The sequence below is a fragment of the Proteus penneri genome, assembly GCF_003144535.1.
Lineage (GTDB): Bacteria > Pseudomonadota > Gammaproteobacteria > Enterobacterales > Enterobacteriaceae > Proteus > Proteus penneri.
This window is the reverse complement of the sequence record NZ_PHFJ01000004.1, coordinates 97,761-115,958: the sequence shown is the minus strand read 5'-3', so window position 1 is coordinate 115,958 and position 18,198 is coordinate 97,761. Positions and strand designations below refer to the sequence as shown.

Annotated in this window: 14 protein-coding genes and 1 pseudogene; 6 read left to right on the top strand and 9 right to left on the bottom strand. The window is 34.3% G+C overall.

The window, feature by feature from the left end; all coding sequences use genetic code 11:
- Positions 1 to 37: 37 nt before the first annotated feature.
- The 4 genes from CUB63_RS07085 to CUB63_RS07070 all read right to left on the bottom strand — a co-directional run bounded on the left by CUB63_RS07085 (position 38) and on the right by CUB63_RS07070 (position 4,542).
- Positions 38 to 742 carry a LutC/YkgG family protein gene (locus CUB63_RS07085; protein ID WP_109847755.1) on the bottom strand — a complete coding sequence of 235 codons (705 nt, stop codon included), beginning with the start codon at positions 740 to 742 and terminating at the stop codon, positions 38 to 40.
- Position 743: 1 nt separating this feature from the next.
- Positions 744 to 2,165 (bottom strand): LutB/LldF family L-lactate oxidation iron-sulfur protein, encoded by a 1,422-nt coding sequence (locus CUB63_RS07080; protein ID WP_109847754.1) that lies wholly within the window; start codon positions 2,163 to 2,165, stop codon positions 744 to 746.
- A 12-nt stretch (positions 2,166 to 2,177) separates the two neighbouring features.
- Positions 2,178 to 2,897 (bottom strand): (Fe-S)-binding protein, encoded by a 720-nt coding sequence (locus CUB63_RS07075; protein WP_072063314.1) that lies wholly within the window; start codon positions 2,895 to 2,897, stop codon positions 2,178 to 2,180.
- A 118-nt stretch (positions 2,898 to 3,015) separates the two neighbouring features.
- Positions 3,016 to 4,542: an L-lactate permease gene (locus CUB63_RS07070; protein ID WP_006533616.1), complete on the bottom strand. Its 1,527-nt coding sequence runs from the start codon at positions 4,540 to 4,542 to the stop codon at positions 3,016 to 3,018.
- 2,015 nt (positions 4,543 to 6,557) lie between these two features.
- Here CUB63_RS07070 and CUB63_RS07065 point away from each other — a divergent pair.
- The 3 genes from CUB63_RS07065 to CUB63_RS07055 all read left to right on the top strand — a co-directional run bounded on the left by CUB63_RS07065 (position 6,558) and on the right by CUB63_RS07055 (position 8,880).
- A complete protein-coding gene (locus CUB63_RS07065; protein ID WP_006533613.1) occupies positions 6,558 to 6,848 on the top strand; it encodes a putative quinol monooxygenase in 291 nt (96 codons plus the stop codon).
- A gap of 198 nt (positions 6,849 to 7,046) precedes the next feature.
- A complete protein-coding gene (locus CUB63_RS07060) occupies positions 7,047 to 7,946 on the top strand; it encodes a LysR substrate-binding domain-containing protein (RefSeq protein WP_109847753.1) in 900 nt (299 codons plus the stop codon).
- 355 nt (positions 7,947 to 8,301) lie between these two features.
- Positions 8,302 to 8,880 carry an NAD(P)H-dependent oxidoreductase gene (locus CUB63_RS07055; RefSeq protein ID WP_072063310.1) on the top strand — a complete coding sequence of 193 codons (579 nt, stop codon included), beginning with the start codon at positions 8,302 to 8,304 and terminating at the stop codon, positions 8,878 to 8,880.
- 94 nt (positions 8,881 to 8,974) lie between these two features.
- Here CUB63_RS07055 and CUB63_RS07050 read toward each other — a convergent pair whose 3' ends face one another.
- Entirely contained in the window at positions 8,975 to 10,525 is a 1,551-nt protein-coding gene (locus CUB63_RS07050; protein ID WP_109847752.1) for a methyl-accepting chemotaxis protein, read from the bottom strand.
- A 506-nt stretch (positions 10,526 to 11,031) separates the two neighbouring features.
- On the opposite strand from CUB63_RS07050, the gene CUB63_RS07045 reads away from it, so the two are divergent.
- Positions 11,032 to 11,613 carry a histidine phosphatase family protein gene (locus CUB63_RS07045; RefSeq protein ID WP_109847751.1) on the top strand — a complete coding sequence of 194 codons (582 nt, stop codon included), beginning with the start codon at positions 11,032 to 11,034 and terminating at the stop codon, positions 11,611 to 11,613.
- Between the two features lie 120 nt (positions 11,614 to 11,733).
- Positions 11,734 to 12,633, top strand: a complete 900-nt coding sequence (locus tag CUB63_RS07040) for a PhzF family phenazine biosynthesis protein (RefSeq protein ID WP_109847750.1) — start codon at positions 11,734 to 11,736, stop codon at positions 12,631 to 12,633.
- A gap of 261 nt (positions 12,634 to 12,894) precedes the next feature.
- Here CUB63_RS07040 and CUB63_RS07035 read toward each other — a convergent pair whose 3' ends face one another.
- The 4 genes from CUB63_RS07035 to hprR form a co-directional block, all read right to left on the bottom strand.
- On the bottom strand, positions 12,895 to 13,506 hold the full coding sequence (locus tag CUB63_RS07035) for a protein-methionine-sulfoxide reductase heme-binding subunit MsrQ (protein WP_109847749.1): 612 nt from the start codon (positions 13,504 to 13,506) through the stop codon (positions 12,895 to 12,897).
- Positions 13,506 to 14,516: a protein-methionine-sulfoxide reductase catalytic subunit MsrP gene (gene msrP / locus CUB63_RS07030; RefSeq protein WP_109847748.1), complete on the bottom strand. Its 1,011-nt coding sequence runs from the start codon at positions 14,514 to 14,516 to the stop codon at positions 13,506 to 13,508. The genes CUB63_RS07035 and msrP overlap by 1 nt, the downstream gene beginning before the upstream one ends.
- Positions 14,517 to 14,624: 108 nt before the next feature.
- Positions 14,625 to 15,983 carry a heavy metal sensor histidine kinase gene (locus CUB63_RS07025; protein WP_109847747.1) on the bottom strand — a complete coding sequence of 453 codons (1,359 nt, stop codon included), beginning with the start codon at positions 15,981 to 15,983 and terminating at the stop codon, positions 14,625 to 14,627.
- Positions 15,958 to 16,650, bottom strand: a complete 693-nt coding sequence (gene hprR, locus CUB63_RS07020) for a response regulator transcription factor HprR (RefSeq protein ID WP_072063303.1) — start codon at positions 16,648 to 16,650, stop codon at positions 15,958 to 15,960. The genes CUB63_RS07025 and hprR overlap by 26 nt, the downstream gene beginning before the upstream one ends.
- A 136-nt stretch (positions 16,651 to 16,786) precedes the next feature.
- Between hprR and CUB63_RS18045 the strand changes: the two are divergent.
- Positions 16,787 to 17,920, top strand: a pseudogene (locus CUB63_RS18045) (phage tail fiber protein).
- Positions 17,921 to 18,198: the final 278 nt, after the last annotated feature.

The following is an 18,198-nucleotide window of genomic DNA, read 5'->3' as shown; positions in this document are numbered from 1 at the left end:
TTATTTTGTTATCGTTTTAACGTTATTTTATCTTGAATTAGCAATCTTCAATAATTAAATAAGCCGCATGAACAGGGCCATGAACCCCCCACACTTTAATCAACTCAATATCAGCAGTAGAACTTGCACCACCAATTAAATTGATACAAGACGGCATTCTTACACCTTCTTGAGCCATCTTATGTAAACGCTCAGCAATTTGAGCCACACGAGGCAAAATATCACTTTTACGTAGAATAACAATTGATGTTTCAGGTAGTAAGCTAACGGCACGTCCTTTTTCTGGTGAAGAAAATAAGACAATCCCTCCTGATTCAGTTAGGCCCGCTTCAGCAAAGACAATTCCAATTTGAGAGCGTTCAGCATGAATAATATTTTCATGACCAAGTTCTGGGTTCCAAATATAGGTTTCGTATTTTTCACTAATCGCTTTTGTCACACCTAATGCATCTAGGCGATCATCACCACTTATTACCACTGAGCCTTTACAATCATAACTTTCACAGAGATCAATTAAGTTATTGATAAGCTCTTCTGGTTTACTAACAACACATTTCACCATTTGAGTTTGTGCAAAATCGGTAAATTCTTTGCACAATTCATCTTGAGTTAAATTAGTTAACCGTGTTTTTGCTAAATTATTTACCGGTGTAGGTTGTGGCTGTGGTTTATGAGCGATAGGACGCCCTAATTTTTCAGCAATAGTTTGCAGAAATTCATTACGGTTTTGTTCGTTTAACATGTTATTTTTTTCCTTCTGCTTTATGGCGTTTAAACCAACTACGGAAGCTATAACCATCCGGTTCAGGGAGATCGCGCGATTCCATCCAATCGTTAAGAACACTGATTTTGATTGGTGTAGAACCATTTTTGATCATTAATCCCGCCATTTTCGCACCAACATTCATACCCACTTTCCAAAGAGCAGGGTGTGAATTGAGGTAGTTAAACATACCGGTGACTCGACGTTCAGCTTTGGGTGTAAGACCTGTTTCTGCCATCACTCGGCGATGTTTTAAAATGAGTTGTGCTAAAGGAATTTTGACTGGGCAAACCACATTACATGCATTACATAATGAACAAGCGTAAGGGAGATTATGAAAATCTTTATAGCCCCCTAGCAGTGGTGAAATGACCGCACCAATTGGACCTGGATAAATTGAACCATAAGCATGTCCACCAATATTACGATAAGCAGGGCATGTATTAAGACAAGCACCACAACGGATACAGCGTAAAATATCTTTAAATTGTGAGCCTAAAATTTCAGAACGGCCATTGTCGACAATCACTAAATGGAATTCTTCAGGACCATCAACATTGCCAGCTTCACGTGGGCCAGTTACCCAAGTGTTATAACTGGTTAAACGAGAACCAACCGCGCTACGGCATAACATTGTAATTAATGGATCAACTTCTTCAAATGTCGGTGCCACACGTTCCATGCCCATGACTGCAATATGGGTTTTAGGTAATGTGGTGGTCATTCTGGCATTACCTTCGTTAGTGACTAAACAGACGGTGCCTGTTTCAGCTACTGCAAAGTTACAACCAGTAACGCCAATATCTGCAGAAAGGAAATCTTGTCTTATACGTTGTCTAATGAAAAGCGTCATATCTTCAGGCGTTTCACTGCCTTCATAATTGAGTTTTTCATTTAAGACTTTGCGAATTTGATAACGATCTTTGTGGATCGCAGGAACCACGATATGAGACGGTGGATCGTTATCTAATTGAAGAATATATTCACCAAGGTCAGTTTCGATGATCTCAATGCCTTCATTCTGTAAGGCCTTATTCATCCCAATTTCTTCGGTGACCATTGATTTAGATTTTACGATCTTCTTCGCGTTTTTCTTTTTGGCAACGTCACAAATGTAACGAGAGGCATCTTCTGCTGTTTTAGCAAAATAAACATGACCTCCGTTTTCTGTTACTTTTTCAGATAATTGATAGAGATAAGCATCTAAGTTTTCAAGAACATGGTTACGGATTTGTTCAGCGCGATCACGCCACTCTTCCCAATCTCCCAGCTCTTTGACCATGATTTGACGGTTAGCCCCAATACGTTCTTGCGCCATAACAACCGCATTACGCATGATTGTGTCTTTCATTTCATGTTCTAGACGAGGTCTGAAATCTATATCACTGGTTTTGATAGACATAAGCAAGCTCCCTTATTGGCTCATTAAAACTTGTGCAATATGCAACACTTTTACAGGACGCTTTTCACGACTTAAGCGACCTTGAATGTTGATTAAGCAACTTGTATCGGCACCAATGACATAATCAGGGCTCACATCCATGATATGTTTTACTTTTTCGGTCACCATCTCGCCTGAAATTTCAGACATCTTCACGGAGAATGTCCCCCCAAAGCCACAGCAGGTTTCTGAGTTTGCAAATGGCAACATTTCAAGACCTTCAACATGTTTTAATAATGTTAAAGGCTCACTTACGACACCTAATTTTCTGGTTAAACTGCAAGATGGGTGATAAACCGCTTTACCAGGAAGGCGAGCGCCAACATCAACAACACCAAGTTTGTTAACAATAAAGCTGGTTAAATCAATCAGGCGATCGGCAACACCTTGTGCCCGTAATGCCCATTGAGGTTCATCAGCAAGGTAAGTTGGATAGCCTTTAATGGCATAAGTACAGGAGCCTGCGGGTGAAATAATGGGATAGTCGTTCACTTCCAATGTTTCAATTAACGATTTCATGGCTGGTTTTGCGTTATTTACATAACCGCTATTAAGCGCTGGCTGACCACAGCAACCTTGGCGTTCTTGAAACAAGACTTCGCAGCCTAATTTTTCAAGTAACAGGACGGTGTCTCGAGCTGAATCTGCTTTCAGCACATCACCAAGACAGGTCGCATAAAAATTAACTTTCATTAATCGAACTCCAAAACATCGCTCAGATGTTGTCATTTTTACTAAAGATAAAATTCTTTTATTGATTTGTTATAAGAGGAGAAGAGTGGGAATGAACACACTCCCTTCTCCTTATTAATTAGTTCATTAGATGATAAATAATACCGATCTTCGCCCCGAGAATAATGATATAGGCGATACAGTATTTTAAGGTTTCACGCATGATGGCACTGCTTTGACCATCCATTTTGGTCGCTGAAACAGCAATGGCGATACTTTGTGGTGAAATCATTTTACCGCCCGTAGCACCAGAGGTATTGGCCGCAGCCAGAATAAATGGATCGATATTGAGTTTAGCGGCCGCACTGGTTTGTAACTTACCAAACAGTACGTTAGAGTTGGTGTCACTACCGGTTACGAAGGTTCCCAACGCACCGATTACTGGCGCAATAAAGATAAATCCTGCACCTGTGAAATCAACTAAGGTTTCGGCGATACTGCCAATCATGCCACTGAAATCCATGACAGTTGCCATCGCTACAATTGCTGTGATGGCAATAATAGAGTTTTTCAGTTGGATCGTCGTTTTAACCAGAACAGAGATAAGTGTTGAAACGCTTGCACCTTGAATGGTGCCGCCTACAAAGCTGGCGAGAATAATTAATACACCTGGTGTACTTAACCAAGCAATGGTTTGATATTCCGTTTGTGTCTCACTTAATACAAATGGGATCTTTGTGGATATTGAACCCGCCATGCTTTGAAGTGTAGGGAATAAAGGTGAGCACGCTAAAATAAAAATAAAGGTAAACAAGTAAATAGAACTTGCTACTAACAACTCTTTGCCCGTGTGCTTTTTGATATTTTGTTGTTTATCACCACTGTTTTTCATGCGTTTAGCAAGGAAAATAACCACAATTAAGCTGACTAAGCTACCAGCAAACGCCGGTAATTCAGCACCTAAATTAGCAGCAACGATATATTGAGGGATCAGTGTACTGATACCACACATTAAAGTAATAAATCCGACACCTTTAATTGCTTTAATTCCACCACCAGCAATGGCAACGATGACAAAAGGCAAGACGATATTAAATAATCCCAACTGAATGATAATCGTTTTACTTAGCACTAATACATCAAGCCCAGTGTTTTGTGCCAAAATTGAAACAGGAATGCCGACTGCACCAAAAGCAGTAGGAACCGTATTGGCAACTAAAGAGGCAACAGCTGCTTTAAAAGGATCAAATCCAAGTGCGATTAAAATGCCGATAGGAATGGCAACCGCAGTACCATAACCCGCAACTGCTTCAAGGAAGCCACCAAAACACCATGAGATAAGCAGAACTTGCACGCGCTTATCATCACTTATACCCGCGAGTACATCTTTCAGTACATCCATGCCACCTGTCTTTAGCATTAAGTTATAACTATAAATAGCGGCAAGAATGACGATGATGATTGGCCACAATCCTTTAACTGCACCATAAAGGACCGAGACTGAAGCAAATTGAATGGTGTTGTTCCAATGGAAAATGGCCAGCGCAACCGTTATCACTAAAGACACAAGCACGGCATGGTGAACGGCTGATTTCATTTTTAAGATCATAAAAATCAAAACCGCTAAAGGCACAATACCTAATAAGAATGATAGATAGTCGGACATGATTATTTTTATCCTTAAGTTTGCAATTTTTATCGTTTATAACTGCGTTGGCAAACCTATAAATTGGTCATCATATAATTGTGTAGGGTACTAGGTTTTATTAATGCTCTACTTTGCTGAAACGATAAATCATAAATAAAAAAAGATAGTTACCAGCCTAAACAATGAAAAACATTATCACTCATGAAATTGTTAGGCTAGATTGGTTGGCTATTGTAGGGAATATTTATTGAGATGTAATAGAATAAAATCAATTGTGTGACAAATATAAAAAAATTCCTTTTTTCTCATTATTTGCTTGTTAATTGTCGTGTTTTTTGATGTTCATCAATGTAATTGGATTGCTAATGTTGTTATCAAATTGGTTTTTGATGAAAAAAAGAACGATATTGATGGTTTTAGCTATGTAATAAAAAGATGAATTTAAGTCTAAAATGCCATTTTTTAGGATAGAAATGATTATCTATGCTTTAATTAATCATAAATTAAATTAATGTATTGTTTGAAGGGGCTATTTTATTAACAAATAGCTTTAATGTTATATATTTTAATTTTTTATTATTATAAGTTTTTATTTTTTTATTATTTAAATTATCTTTAATTTTATTTTTCAATGGTTGCTTTTATTGTTGTATTTATTTTGTTTTTGGTTTGTTGTTTTTTTTTTATTTTGTTTTTTTATATTAATTATTTTCTTTACATTGTTTTTATTTCTTGTTTGTTTTTTTTGTTGTTTTTTATTTATAAATCACGATGTTTTTTTATTCTAATTATAGAAATTTTTGTTTTATTGTAAGAATATAATTTATTATGGTTTGTTTTTTCTTTTTTTTAAATTTAACAATGTTAATTATACAAAAATAATATTTTTATATTAACTGTTTAAGTCGATGTTAATATGATTTCATCATCAGTGATTGACTTCTTTTTGTCTCTTAATAGGCACAATGACTCGCTTTGACACTAGATTTAATTGTAATACAAATCAGAGGGATAATGGATATGTAATGTGTGAAATAAATATAAAATGAGAATGGTTATTCTTAATGATTTTCAGTTAAAGACATAATTTAAGTGATCTTGATCGTATTTTTAAAAGTAAAAAAATTTATTTTTTCTTATTTTCATAAATGAAAAAGCATAGAATAAGCCCTATGTAATAAGAGGAAAATATTTATTTAATGGTTTTTCTATACCTTATTTAAAGTGTTTAAGTTAACTGTTATAGAGCAAAAATAAGATATGAAATGTTCTTGAAGTAATAGTTTCATTTTTAGATAAGATATTTGTTTTACCTAAAAATTGTCATACAAATATTGAAAGTAAAAAAATGATTGAAAAATGAGTTTGTAGATAATTATTTTTGTTTTAACTACGTAATAATCTCTCGCGAAATGTTTTCTTTAGTGTGAGGGAGGGGGGGAGGATATTTTTTAGCGCGATAAGCTTCACTTACAATAAGTGATATTACGTTGAGATTATTATGGAAGTATTAATAGTGAAAAGATTATTTTCATCATTAAATAGCCCTGTTTTGATAACAGAAATCAGCGATTATGTTAGCGATGTTTTAGGATTTAACATTTGACGCTATCCATTACCGTTGAAATAATTTTGCAAATACAAACAGTTTGTCTGATATTGGTAAATTTGTTTACATTTCATTGGCGATGTTGTTACACATAAAAAAAAGAACAAAAGTGTGAGCTAGGTTGCTTTTTTTCATTGGGATAAATGCGTGTTAATGTATAAATCGAATGCCATTATAAAAGCTATTGTAATGACACTCGTGACAAAGTAGGGATTATTTGTTCACTACTTTGATTGAGAAGTTTTACTTAGAGACAAGGATTAATCACCATTTCTTTGAGGTAGATCCAGTTGCTTAAATGGAAAATACTTTTGCTTAAATGGAAATAATTGGAATGAAGAATGAGATAAGAATTGTGTTAGAGTAATTTGAGTTTATTAATCAATGTACTTAACAATCTCATAGCCGAGCGATAGGATTTTATATGAACAATATCAGATTAATAGCCACTATTGTGGCAAAAGAAAATTATGAGAGCGATATTTTGTCTGCTTGTCTGGCGATGATAAAGCCAAGTCATCAAGACGAAGGTTGTATCCAGTATGAACTTCATAAGGATACCACTCAACCAAGAACTTTTATTTTCTTTGAAATATGGGAGAACCAAAGTGCCATTGATAAACATAATGAAACGGCACATATGAAAACATTTATCGAAAATTTAAAAGATAAAACTGATTCACTAGAGATTAAATTTATTGAGAAATTGGCTTAATGTTATTTTTTCCACAGTGAGTTAAGCAGGTATCTCATTAAGGATTACCTGCTTATTTTTTTGATATATACATTACTTATAGTAGATTATGACTAGTAACTCACTATATCTCTCTATTATTAACTTAATTGCAATAATGAAAAGATACTCGTATTCTTAAATTTCAGTGCGTTACTTAATGCTACCGAGGTTTATGATATGAAAGCAACATCAGAAGAAGCGAGAGTATTTGTTGAAGTCGTTGAACATAAAAGTTTTACAAAAGCTGCAGATAAATTGAATCTCGCTAATTCAGCGGTAAGTCGTACTGTAAAAAAATTAGAAGATAAATTAGGTGTTAATTTACTGAATAGAACAACCCGCCAAATAGCTCTTACTTCAGAAGGTGAACTTTATTTTCAGCGAATGAAAGTGATATTGCAAGAAATGCAAGCCGCTGAAAATGAGTTACATGGTACACAACGTTCCCCTAAAGGCTTATTGCGTATTGACGCTGCTACACCTGTGGTATTGCATCTTTTGATCCCTTTTATTTCTGTTTTTCGCCAACAATATCCTGATATTATTTTGTCATTAGTCTCTTCTGAAACCTTTGTTAATTTAATTGAACGTAAAGTGGATGTGGCTATACGAGTTGGTCATTTAACCGATTCAAGTTTACGTGCTCGTCCTTTATTTAATAGCCATCGCAAAATTATTGCTTCGCCAAAATATATTGAGCGAAAAGGATTTCCGACAACAGCGCAAATGTTGAGCGAACATACTTGTTTAACATTTACTGAGCCTGTTTCATTAAATACATGGCCTTTAGAAATCGAAAAAAATGTATTCATTACGGTAACGGAAGGGATATCTGCAAACAATGGCGAAATATTAAGGCAACTATGTATGAGTGGTGAAGGAATAGCTTGTTTATCTGATTTTGTGGTGAATAAAGATATTCAAGAAGGCAAACTAGTTGAACTATTTAGCGATAAAATACAATCTATGCCATTACCTTTTCATGCTGTTTATTATAGTGATCGAGTGGTGAGCCAGCGCATTCGCGTTTTTATTGATAGTTTAACTCAATATCTATCAGATACATTAAAGCTGTAACTTTTAGCACATTGATGTGCTTTATTTCTTACAATTTATCTCAATGTGATAGTAATACAATCCTATCTGGCTAGAAGGTACTCCTATTAATGTTATAACAGCCAGTCATTAAAAAAATAGCCTAAGAAACAATAGACTTTTACCTAAAAAGCAATAATCGCTATTATTAATATACGTAATCGTAAAAGTGATTGTTTCTGGTTTTTTGTTTTTAAAACTGATTTTTTTAGTCAAAATAAAGATTATAATTCTGCTTTTTGTTTGTTTTGTAATTTTATTGTCGTGTGCGAACTTATTTATTTCCTGTTAAATTAACTCCATTAGACACATCGCAAGAAAAAATTTAGGAGTTAGCATGAATATTTTACTGATTAATGGTGGCCAAAAATTTGGTCATTCTGCTGGTCAATTAAACCGCACATTGCATGATGTTGCTACTGAACATTTAGTCACATTAGGTCATGGTGTTAAAGAGACTCAAATAGAAGAAGGCTATGATATTGATGATGAAATAGAAAAATTTCTATGGGCAGACACCATTATTTATCAAATGCCTGGCTGGTGGATGATGATGCCATGGAAAGTAAAAAAATATATGGATGATGTGTATACATTTGGTCATGGCAAGTTATATGAGAATGATGGACGTACTCGTCGTGATCCTAAAAAGCAATACGGTACAGGGGGACTATTACAAGGTAAAAAATATATGCTCTCCGTAACATGGAATGCTCCCGTTGAAGCCTTTAATGAATTTGGCAATTTTTTTGATGGCAGAGGTGTTGATGGTGTTTATTTTGCTTTTCACAAATCACAACAATTTTTAGGATTATCTCAATTACCAACTTTTATGGTCAATGACGTTATTAAAGAGCCAAAAATTGATAATGATATTGCTGAATATAAAGCACATTTAACTCACGTTTTTGGTTGATATAAAAGGTTATTCTTTCATCTAAATATGATTTCAAGGTCACGACAGTTTCCACTGAGTGACCTTGAACAACACTATCTAATACAATAACGAATTAGATGCACTTAATCTGAAAGTAATTAACGAGTTTGGTTAGATTTAAGGCTTGGTCGTTGAGAGAATTTGCGGCTGCGACAGATTCTTCAACTAATCCTGCATTCTGTTGAGTTGTCGAATCAAGCTGACTTATAGCATTGTTTATTTGTGATATACCAGCGCTTTGCTCATTACTTGCTTGCCCAATTTCTCGTAATAATGCGCTGATCTCTTCAACATCGGTGATCATTTTTTTGATTTGAGAGCCTGCTTGCTCAACTAATTCCATCCCTTCCTGTGTTTGAGTTGATGAGTTATCGATAAGAGTGCGTATATTATTAGCGGAATCTGCACTTTTTTGTGCCAGTAGTCTGACTTCACCAGCAACAACTGCAAAACCTTTACCATGTTCACCTGCTCTAGCGGCTTCAACAGCAGCATTTAGTGCAAGAATATTAGTTTGGAATGCAATGGCATCAATTAAGTTAATAATATCTGTCATTTGAGATGATGAGCTATTAATTGCTCTCATTTTTTCAGTTAACTGAAGCATCATTTTGCCATTGTGATGTACGGCGACTTCAGTTTTTTCAGCAACATTAATTGCATTATGAGTATGATCCGTTGTGTTTTTAACGGTTGACGTCATTTGCTCCATTGAGCTTGCCGTTTCTTCTACTGAGGTTGCTTGTTCTTCTGTTCTTGCTGCTAAATTTTGGCTACCAGCAGTAATTTGCTCTGCTGCCGATGAAATATTTTCAGCGCCATTTTGTACATTTTGCACAACCTCTAATAGGCGCTTTTTCATTTCAGCGAGGGCCCGTAATAATATCCCTACTTCATCATGATAATCAGTATTCACTTCTTGTGTTAAATCACCATTTGCAATGGCTTTTGCAAAGTTTATTGCCTTCTCTAATGGGAGAGTAATGCCTTTAGTTATAAACCATCCTAAAATACTGCCCACAATAATACTGACAAGAGTTAATAATATTAAAAATGTTCTTTTCTCAATAAAATTACGTTCAACAGCGTCACCTGCCTCCTCCATTTTTTGATTTTGTAATTCGATAAACTCTAATATTTTATCGCGATATTTTAATTGGATAGCGGAGGTTTTTGTGATCAGTTCATTGACTGCGGCGTGTCTGTTATTTTCATTAAATGCCTTTATTACAAAGTTTTGAGAGGTTATATATTGCTGACGAATGTCATAAACTTCTGCTAAGATTTTTTTTGACTCAGCATCGTGTGTAGTTTCATCTAACTCTTTCAGCAATTGCGCAACTTTAGCGGTGATCTCTGCTTTTTTGCTCTCTTGTTCAGTTGCTAAACTTTCTTGCTCATCAAGCATAGTGAGTTGCTGAAATATAATAAACTCATTGAAATTATTAATCAGTAAATTGGCTTTGACCGTGGTTGGATAGATATCATCAACGACATCATGAATATCTTGATTCGCACTATTTAAACCCATTAATGCGAAACTAGAACCCAACATAATTAACATCACAAAAGTTGTAAATGCGATGGTTAACTTTGTACGAATTTTAAAGTTTTTAAAGAACATGCTTAACCCTGGATAAATAAAAATTAATAAGTATTGGTAACTTATTTAAGAACAAACAGTATCGGTAAGTAGTGGCAGAACTTTAGTCATTAAACTAAGTAAAGGGAGATAAAAAGGCTTGCATTGATTTTTAACACATTGTTTTTATTTTAAAAAAGAGATTTCCTCTCTTTTTTATCTAAGAGTTCTGAGTATTTAAGTTTAATCCAATTTTATAAACTTGGACGTAAAGTAATAAAAAATTAAAGATATTCTTTATTTTCCGTTAACAATTGTTTGTTCGATTTTAATATTTGTTAATTAATCTTGGGGTGTTTAGAAGATAGAATAAAGGTCAATAAATTATAAGAGTGGCTAAATGTACGTTATCTAAGACTCGCTCACCGCTAAAATACTTTGGTCTATGATAGACTGAATGACATCAAATAGGTGAGTTTATGGTTAATATTAGGTATGTTTTAATTTTCTATATTTCTTATACTTAATTGACTTAAAGGCAACGCTGTATGCGCAGTGTATTTATATTTTTGAGCATATTTATTTTAGGATTTAGTCATATGGCGTACTCCGATCAAACACTTGTCTTTATAAGGCATGGTGAAAAACCTGATAATGATAGTGGGCAATTGACCTGTAAGGGATTAAATAGAGCATTAGCCCTACCTGATGTACTTATAAATCAATTTGGCAAACCTGATGCATTATTTGCCGCTGCACCCAAACAGAGTAAATTAGGCAATTCATTACGCTCACTCCAAACAATTTCTCCTATTGCTATTAAAACCTCGTTGCCTATTCATCTTCAATTTCATGCTAAAGAAGTAAAAGAATTGCGTGAAGCCCTGTTAAGTAAGAAATATGAAAATGCAGTTATTTTTATTGCATGGGAGCATGACAATTTAGTTAAAGTGGCACGAGATATTATGAAGCGAGTGGGGGGCGATCCTAAATTAATCCCTAAATGGAAAAGTAATGATTTTGATAGTATTTATATCTTAAAAATTATCCGAGAAGGTGATAATAAAAGTGTCACATTTGAACAAAGACAACAAGGCTTAGATAGCGTGTCAGCAGTTTGCCCTAATTAGTGAGAATTTTATCTACTACTTAAAAAAATATATTTAAAGTGGAGTAATACAAGATAGATCTAGACAATTCTATTTTTTTACACACAAGTTTAATGCGATTTGAAGTAATATGGAAAATATATGCAGAATGAAGCTATACGCTCAGTAGAGCACGAGATCAAAGTATACCTTGTAAACTCATTTACTCGGAATAATACAGGGGGGAATCCTGCTGGCGTAGTACTAAATCCCCCTCAATTAAGTGATGAACAGAAAATAGCTATCGCTAAAGAAGTCGGCTTTTCTGAAACAGCTTTTGTCTATCGAGGTGACGAGACTGATTTTGAAGTTAATTTTTTCACTCCTGAAGGAGAAGTCGATTTTTGTGGTCATGCTACATTAGCGGTATTTTTCACTTTATCTTCACTCAATTTATTGGCTTCTGGCCATTACACACAAAAAACGAAGGCAGGTATTTTAAGCGTAGCAATTGATACTGAAAATGTTGTTATGGAGCAAACACTGCCTGTTTCACGACAAGCTCCAAAGATCGATGCAGTGGCTGCTGCATTGGGAGTAAATTGCGAAGTTATTTCAGAAACAGGCTTACCTATTGAGATATTTTCAACAGGATTATCTGATATTTTGATCCCCGTACAATTTGGGCAATTAGATACGCTAAAACCGAATTTTGATGCGATTGCAGACTTAAGTCGTGAATTTAATACTATTGGCTTTCATGTTTTTGAGCTTAGCCAAGATAAAGAAATTACAGCTCATTGCCGTAACTTTGCACCTTTATATGGCATCAATGAAGAATCTGCTACAGGGAGTTCTAGTGGCGCTTTAGGCTGCTATCTTGTTAAGCATGTTTTCCCTCATAAAACGCATTTTCTATTAGAGCAGGGGCGTGCAATGCAATGTTCTTCTCTTATTCACGTTATTATTGATTCAACAGAAAATACAATTAGTCGAGTGAGAGTGGGAGGAAAAGCAACAATGATAGGCTCGAAGATTATTACTTTCTATACAACCTGTTAAATGGGTTTCTTCCTTATCTTATGATAATGCGGATAAAAAATATGGTGCAGGGATATTTATGACTTATTCAGCACGAAAAGAAGGTAATCAAGCAATACGGAATGGCTGTGAATGGCTATATCATATTGATTTTTAAACTGTATTTGACATAACGGCTTACTATAATGTAAATAGTTTATTACAATTTATTAAAGCCTCTTAAATGAGGCTTTAATAAGCTCATTTATATAATATTAGAATTAAATTGGTGGGTAAATTATTTTATATATTAGTTGATTTGTTTTTTTTCTGTTGCCAAAAGCGAAAAAGGTAAGTTAATCCAATAATAATTAGATAAATAATAGGCTCTGGTGTTGGCGATTTTAATGATAAAAAATAATGAATACAGACTAATAATAAGAGTGGATAAAATAGACTATGTATTCTTTTCCATTCTTGATTAAATTTATTTTTTAACCAATCAAATGAACTTATAGCCATCAATAATAAAATTATCCAACATAAAGCGCCTATAATAAGATAAGTACGGGAAAAAACTTCGCTAAAAAAGAAAGTAATATTTTCCCAACCTATTTCAAGTAGCAGATAACTTGCTAAATGTAAATTAGCCCAAAAAAAACACCATAACCCTAATAGTTTTCTTACTTGAAATAATGTGTTTAATTTTAAGCAAAAAGCAGCCATAGGGATCAGAGCTAATATAATTAATAAACGTAACGTTGTAATTCCAGTAAAATGCTGAATATCTTTTGAAGGATCTGCGCTGAAATTTTGCGTATAAATTGTATAAATAAGCCAAGTGAAAGCCAATAAACCAATAAGATGGAATATGGTTTTTAATAATTTAACTTCTATTCCATATACTGGTTTCATTAGAAATTTCTCCGTAAATCTAAATCTTTATATAAATGCGCGACTTGGTCGCCATAGCCATTGAACAATAGTGTTGGTTGTCTTGTAACTTGACCTAATCCACCTGTGCCTATAAAGCGTTCTGTTGCTTGTGACCAACGAGGATGGCTAACATCTGGATTAACATTTGCATAAAAACCATATTCATGTGGTGCCGAAAGATTCCACGTTGTTGGTGGGATTGACTCAGTTAAGCGAATTTTGACAATGGATTTGATCCCCTTAAATCCATATTTCCACGGAACAACAAGGCGAATAGGTGCGCCATTTTGGTTTGGCAAGGATTTTCCATATACTCCTGTCGCCAATAATGTGAGTGGATTCATTGCTTCATCGAGTCTTAATCCCTCGACATACGGGTATTGCAAACCGCCGCCAATGAAGCGACTATCTTGTCCGCGCATCTCCAGTGGTGCATAACGCGTTTCAAAGGCAACATATTTTGCACGACTATTGGGTTCAACCAAAGAAAGTAAGCTCGCTAATGGAAAACCGACCCAAGGAATGACCATCGACCATGCTTCAACACAACGCATACGATAGATGCGTTCTTCTAATTGAAATTTATGATTAATATCGTCTAAGTTTAAAGTAAGTGGGCGATTAACTTCACCATCAATAGTTAATGTCCATTCTTCTGTTTTCATTGTGTGTGCATACTTAGCAGGATCGGATTTATTAAGGCCAAATTCATAGAAATTGTTATATCCGATTACCTTATCTTCATGAGTTAATTGTAATGAAGATTGATATTCTTCAGGTTGAATAAATTGTAATTCTTTACGGGATGATTTTGGTGTCGTTGGTTTGTTATCTTCAGTAAACCATGAAAATAAATCGGCTTTTACAGTGGATGAAACCGCTATTCCAGTAGCGCCGATGCCTAATAATTTTAGTAAATTACGTCGTTTCATCATAAAAACAGATTCAGGTGTAATTTCTGATAGATTATTTTTCCTGTTTTTTTTCATGATGTTACCTCTACATAATTAAGAAGATATTTGATTGATAAGTTAATTATGCAGATATGTTTTATAAAAAAGCTGACAAAAAGATGACAATTTTGTCATATCGCGTAATTAGCATGGAAAGGCTAAAATAAATACATTATGTTTTCCAATACGCTCGTAACTGACTTTACCCTCATGTAATGTCATAATCGCTTGTACAATTGATAAACCTAAGCCACTTCCCTCTGTTGTTCTTGCATTATCACCACGCCAAAAACGAGTAAATATTTGTTCATGTTGATTCAATTCATCACCAATATTACTGATACAAATCAGTAACTGATTTTTTTCTTTTTTACATTGAGTAACGACTTGTGTATTAGCAGGAGAATATTTAATTGCATTTGATATGAGGTTCATTAATATGCGAGTAAAAAGTAAGTGATCTGCACTAACTGTTAATGTTGTAGGCTCTTTTAATAAGGTAATCTGTTTTTCTTCTGCATAAAAGGAAAATAGGTTATAAATTTCATCAATTAGATCCGATAAATTCAAGCTTTCTCTATTTAAAATGATATTTTTATTTTCAGCACGAGCGATAAATAAAACATTTTCAATTATTTTTGCAAGTTTATCCAATTCTTCAATATTACTAATAATAATTGATTCATATTCTTCTACGCTACGAGAACGTTGTAACATAATTTCATTTTGAAGTTTTATAGCGTTAATGGGGGTTCTGAGTTCATGAGCCAAGTCATCTGCTAATTGAGTTAACTTTATAAAATCATTTTTTAACCTTTTTCTCATTATATTTAATGAGTCACCTAAACTTTTCAGTTCATTGGGAAGTTGTGAGATATTTATGGTTTGACTAAGAGTATGTATATCTGTTTTAGCCGTAATTTGGCTAAGAAAACGGATATCTCTCAATCCATGTTTAATTAACCAAAAACTTAATATTCCCATAAATAAAATAGAAGCCAATGAGATAATTAATATTTTACTTAAATATTCGCTTAGCATACTGATGCGCACAAAGGATGCTTTGGCGATCACAACATTTAACACGCCTATTGGTGATTCTATTGTAAAGTTAATAGCCGAAACAGGAACTCCTGATTCTGTTTCCCAGGAGGTAATCATGTTTAAATCTATATTCTTTGTATCAGTGGTTTTTAGATGATCTGTAAATAAAATATCTGAATTAGTATCAACTAAAATTTTATTATTAGCATCCGTAATATAAATAATATCTTGTTGCATATCCATCATACGTTGAAAATAGATAGGTAATGTTTTGATATCAATTCCACTATTAATTAACTTTACTAATTGGTCTGCACGATTTACAAGTAAGGTATTATCACGAGATATTAATTCATTTTTAAGCGATTGATAAAGCGTTAAAGACATAAAACCTGCATTTGCAATCATCAATATGATAAATAAAGAGATAATTTTAAATCTCAGTGATTTTGTTTTCATTATTGACTCCATTTAGCCTATATCCCATTCCTCTAACCGTTTCGATTAATTTGATTTCAAATCCATCATCAATTTTTTTTCGTAAACGACGGATAGCAACATCTACAATATTAGTATCACTATCAAAGTTAATTCCCCAAATCTCGCTTGCAATTAATGTCCTAGGTAATATTTCATTAATATGTAAAGCAAAAAAAAGTAATAAAGAATATTCTTGGCGAGTCATTGGGATCTGTATATTATTACGCTCCACTTCATGACGAGATAAATTGATTTTTAAGTCAGCAATTTCAATAATTGTTGAAATATTTTGTTGAACTCTTAATTGATTTTTGACCCTTGCCAATAATTCTGAAAATGAGAAAGGTTTTACTAAATAATCGTTTGCACCTAATTCTAATCCTTTAACTCGGTCATCTATAGCATCTCTTGCTGTTAAACAAATCACAGGGACTGACTTTGATGTGCGTAATATTTTTAAAATATTCCAACCGTTCATTCCGGGAAGCATGATATCAAGAATAATCAATTTGTAATCATTTTCTAATGCTAAATAGAGGCCATCACGACCATCATTCGTAATATCAATAGTATATCCAGCTTCTTCTAGCCCTTTTTTAACCCAATTGGCCGTTTTTTCGTGATCTTCAATTAAGAGTATTTTCATTATGATCCTCTTAAACTCTTTAGAATAGGTATTTTGTATTATTTTAAACTAGTCATATATAGGATTAATAGAGCTAATTAAATATGATAGTTTTTACTAAAAATGACCTTGTAATAATAGTGATGCAGCAAGAACGATGGTTGCAATAAATGCATACACGCAATATTTTCTCGATGCGATGAATACATGGATGACTGAAACAGGGCAGACAAAAATTAAGATGCCAAATGGTGAAGTTGTCACACTTGATAGTATTAAAAAGATACAGGGGGATATTGCCAATAAAGCTGACTTAACAAGAACGACTCCTCAAGATTTTAAAGGAGGTATTGTTTCCGCGGGTGCTGTAGGTTCAAGAAATAGTAGTAATGACTTATTTCTTAGTTTAGACCCTTCACCATCATTTTTATATAAAATAAATGGAACATACTATAGAACAACGCTTCCTGAAAAGACTGGCAAAATGATGCTTGTTGGTGATTATGGGATTGGTGGTGATGCTATTTCATTAAAAGATACAGATCTACATAATACAAGGACTGAAAGTTATTTGTTTAGGCAAGGCGGGGGTTCTGATGACAAATATTTCTCAACATGGGGAGCGGGAATTAATATTAAATATGACTTTGCAAATTCATTTAAACTTTTTATAAACCCCAAAGATGGATCTATAATTACTAACGTTAGGAGAACTAATATAAGCCCTATTGGAATGGTTTGGAACACAACATGGGGCTCTGGCAATACAACCACAGACCCGCAAGGCTTTATCAAAAAAGCTTCCCCTATTATCAACATCAACCCCGACGGCACATTCACTACAAACGACGAATCCGATGGTGCAACTGTTGCTTGAGTAGGACAGAGTGAATATCTTATCGAAGGTGTGCTAGGTTTTAATTCAGACGCAGGTTGGGGCGGTGTTGATGGGGGTATTGAAATTCCACTTGATGTTAATAAACAGCCTCTTATTTGGGTTGACTCTGAAGTAAATGAGGACGGTTCGATTCTCGTCAAAACGTATAACCGAACCCATCCCAATGCACCTAAGTTTGCTCGTAATGATATTGATGGTTACAAAGACGGCGACCCAATTGATATCCCTGATGGTCGTTTTATTTCCGTTCGTGTACAGATGCCAGAGCAGTCAATCTATAACGTGAAAATACGTGAGATGGAAGAAGCGCAGAAAGCGGAAGAGGAGCGCAGGGGAAAAGAAGAGGAAATGAAAGCGCAATTAGGGTTAGGTGAACATGATGTATTGTTATAGATATTAGCTGTACTGGCTCAATATTAGAACTTATGCTGTTATAGCATCAAACTATATGTGATCCAGTAGTCTGCTTTGTTCCAGAAGCGGATGTTGCTAAAGTTAGTCAGTTTATGCGATGAATATCTATCATTCTTAATAAAATTCGATCCAATTTCTTGGGGGGAATTTGAACATAGCGCTGGTTTTAGTGCTAATGAGCTAGCGGCATTTCACGGTTTTTTGGTTTTTTTTGACTTTTCGATGAAATGGGCGCGCAACCCCGACCACTAGGCCAG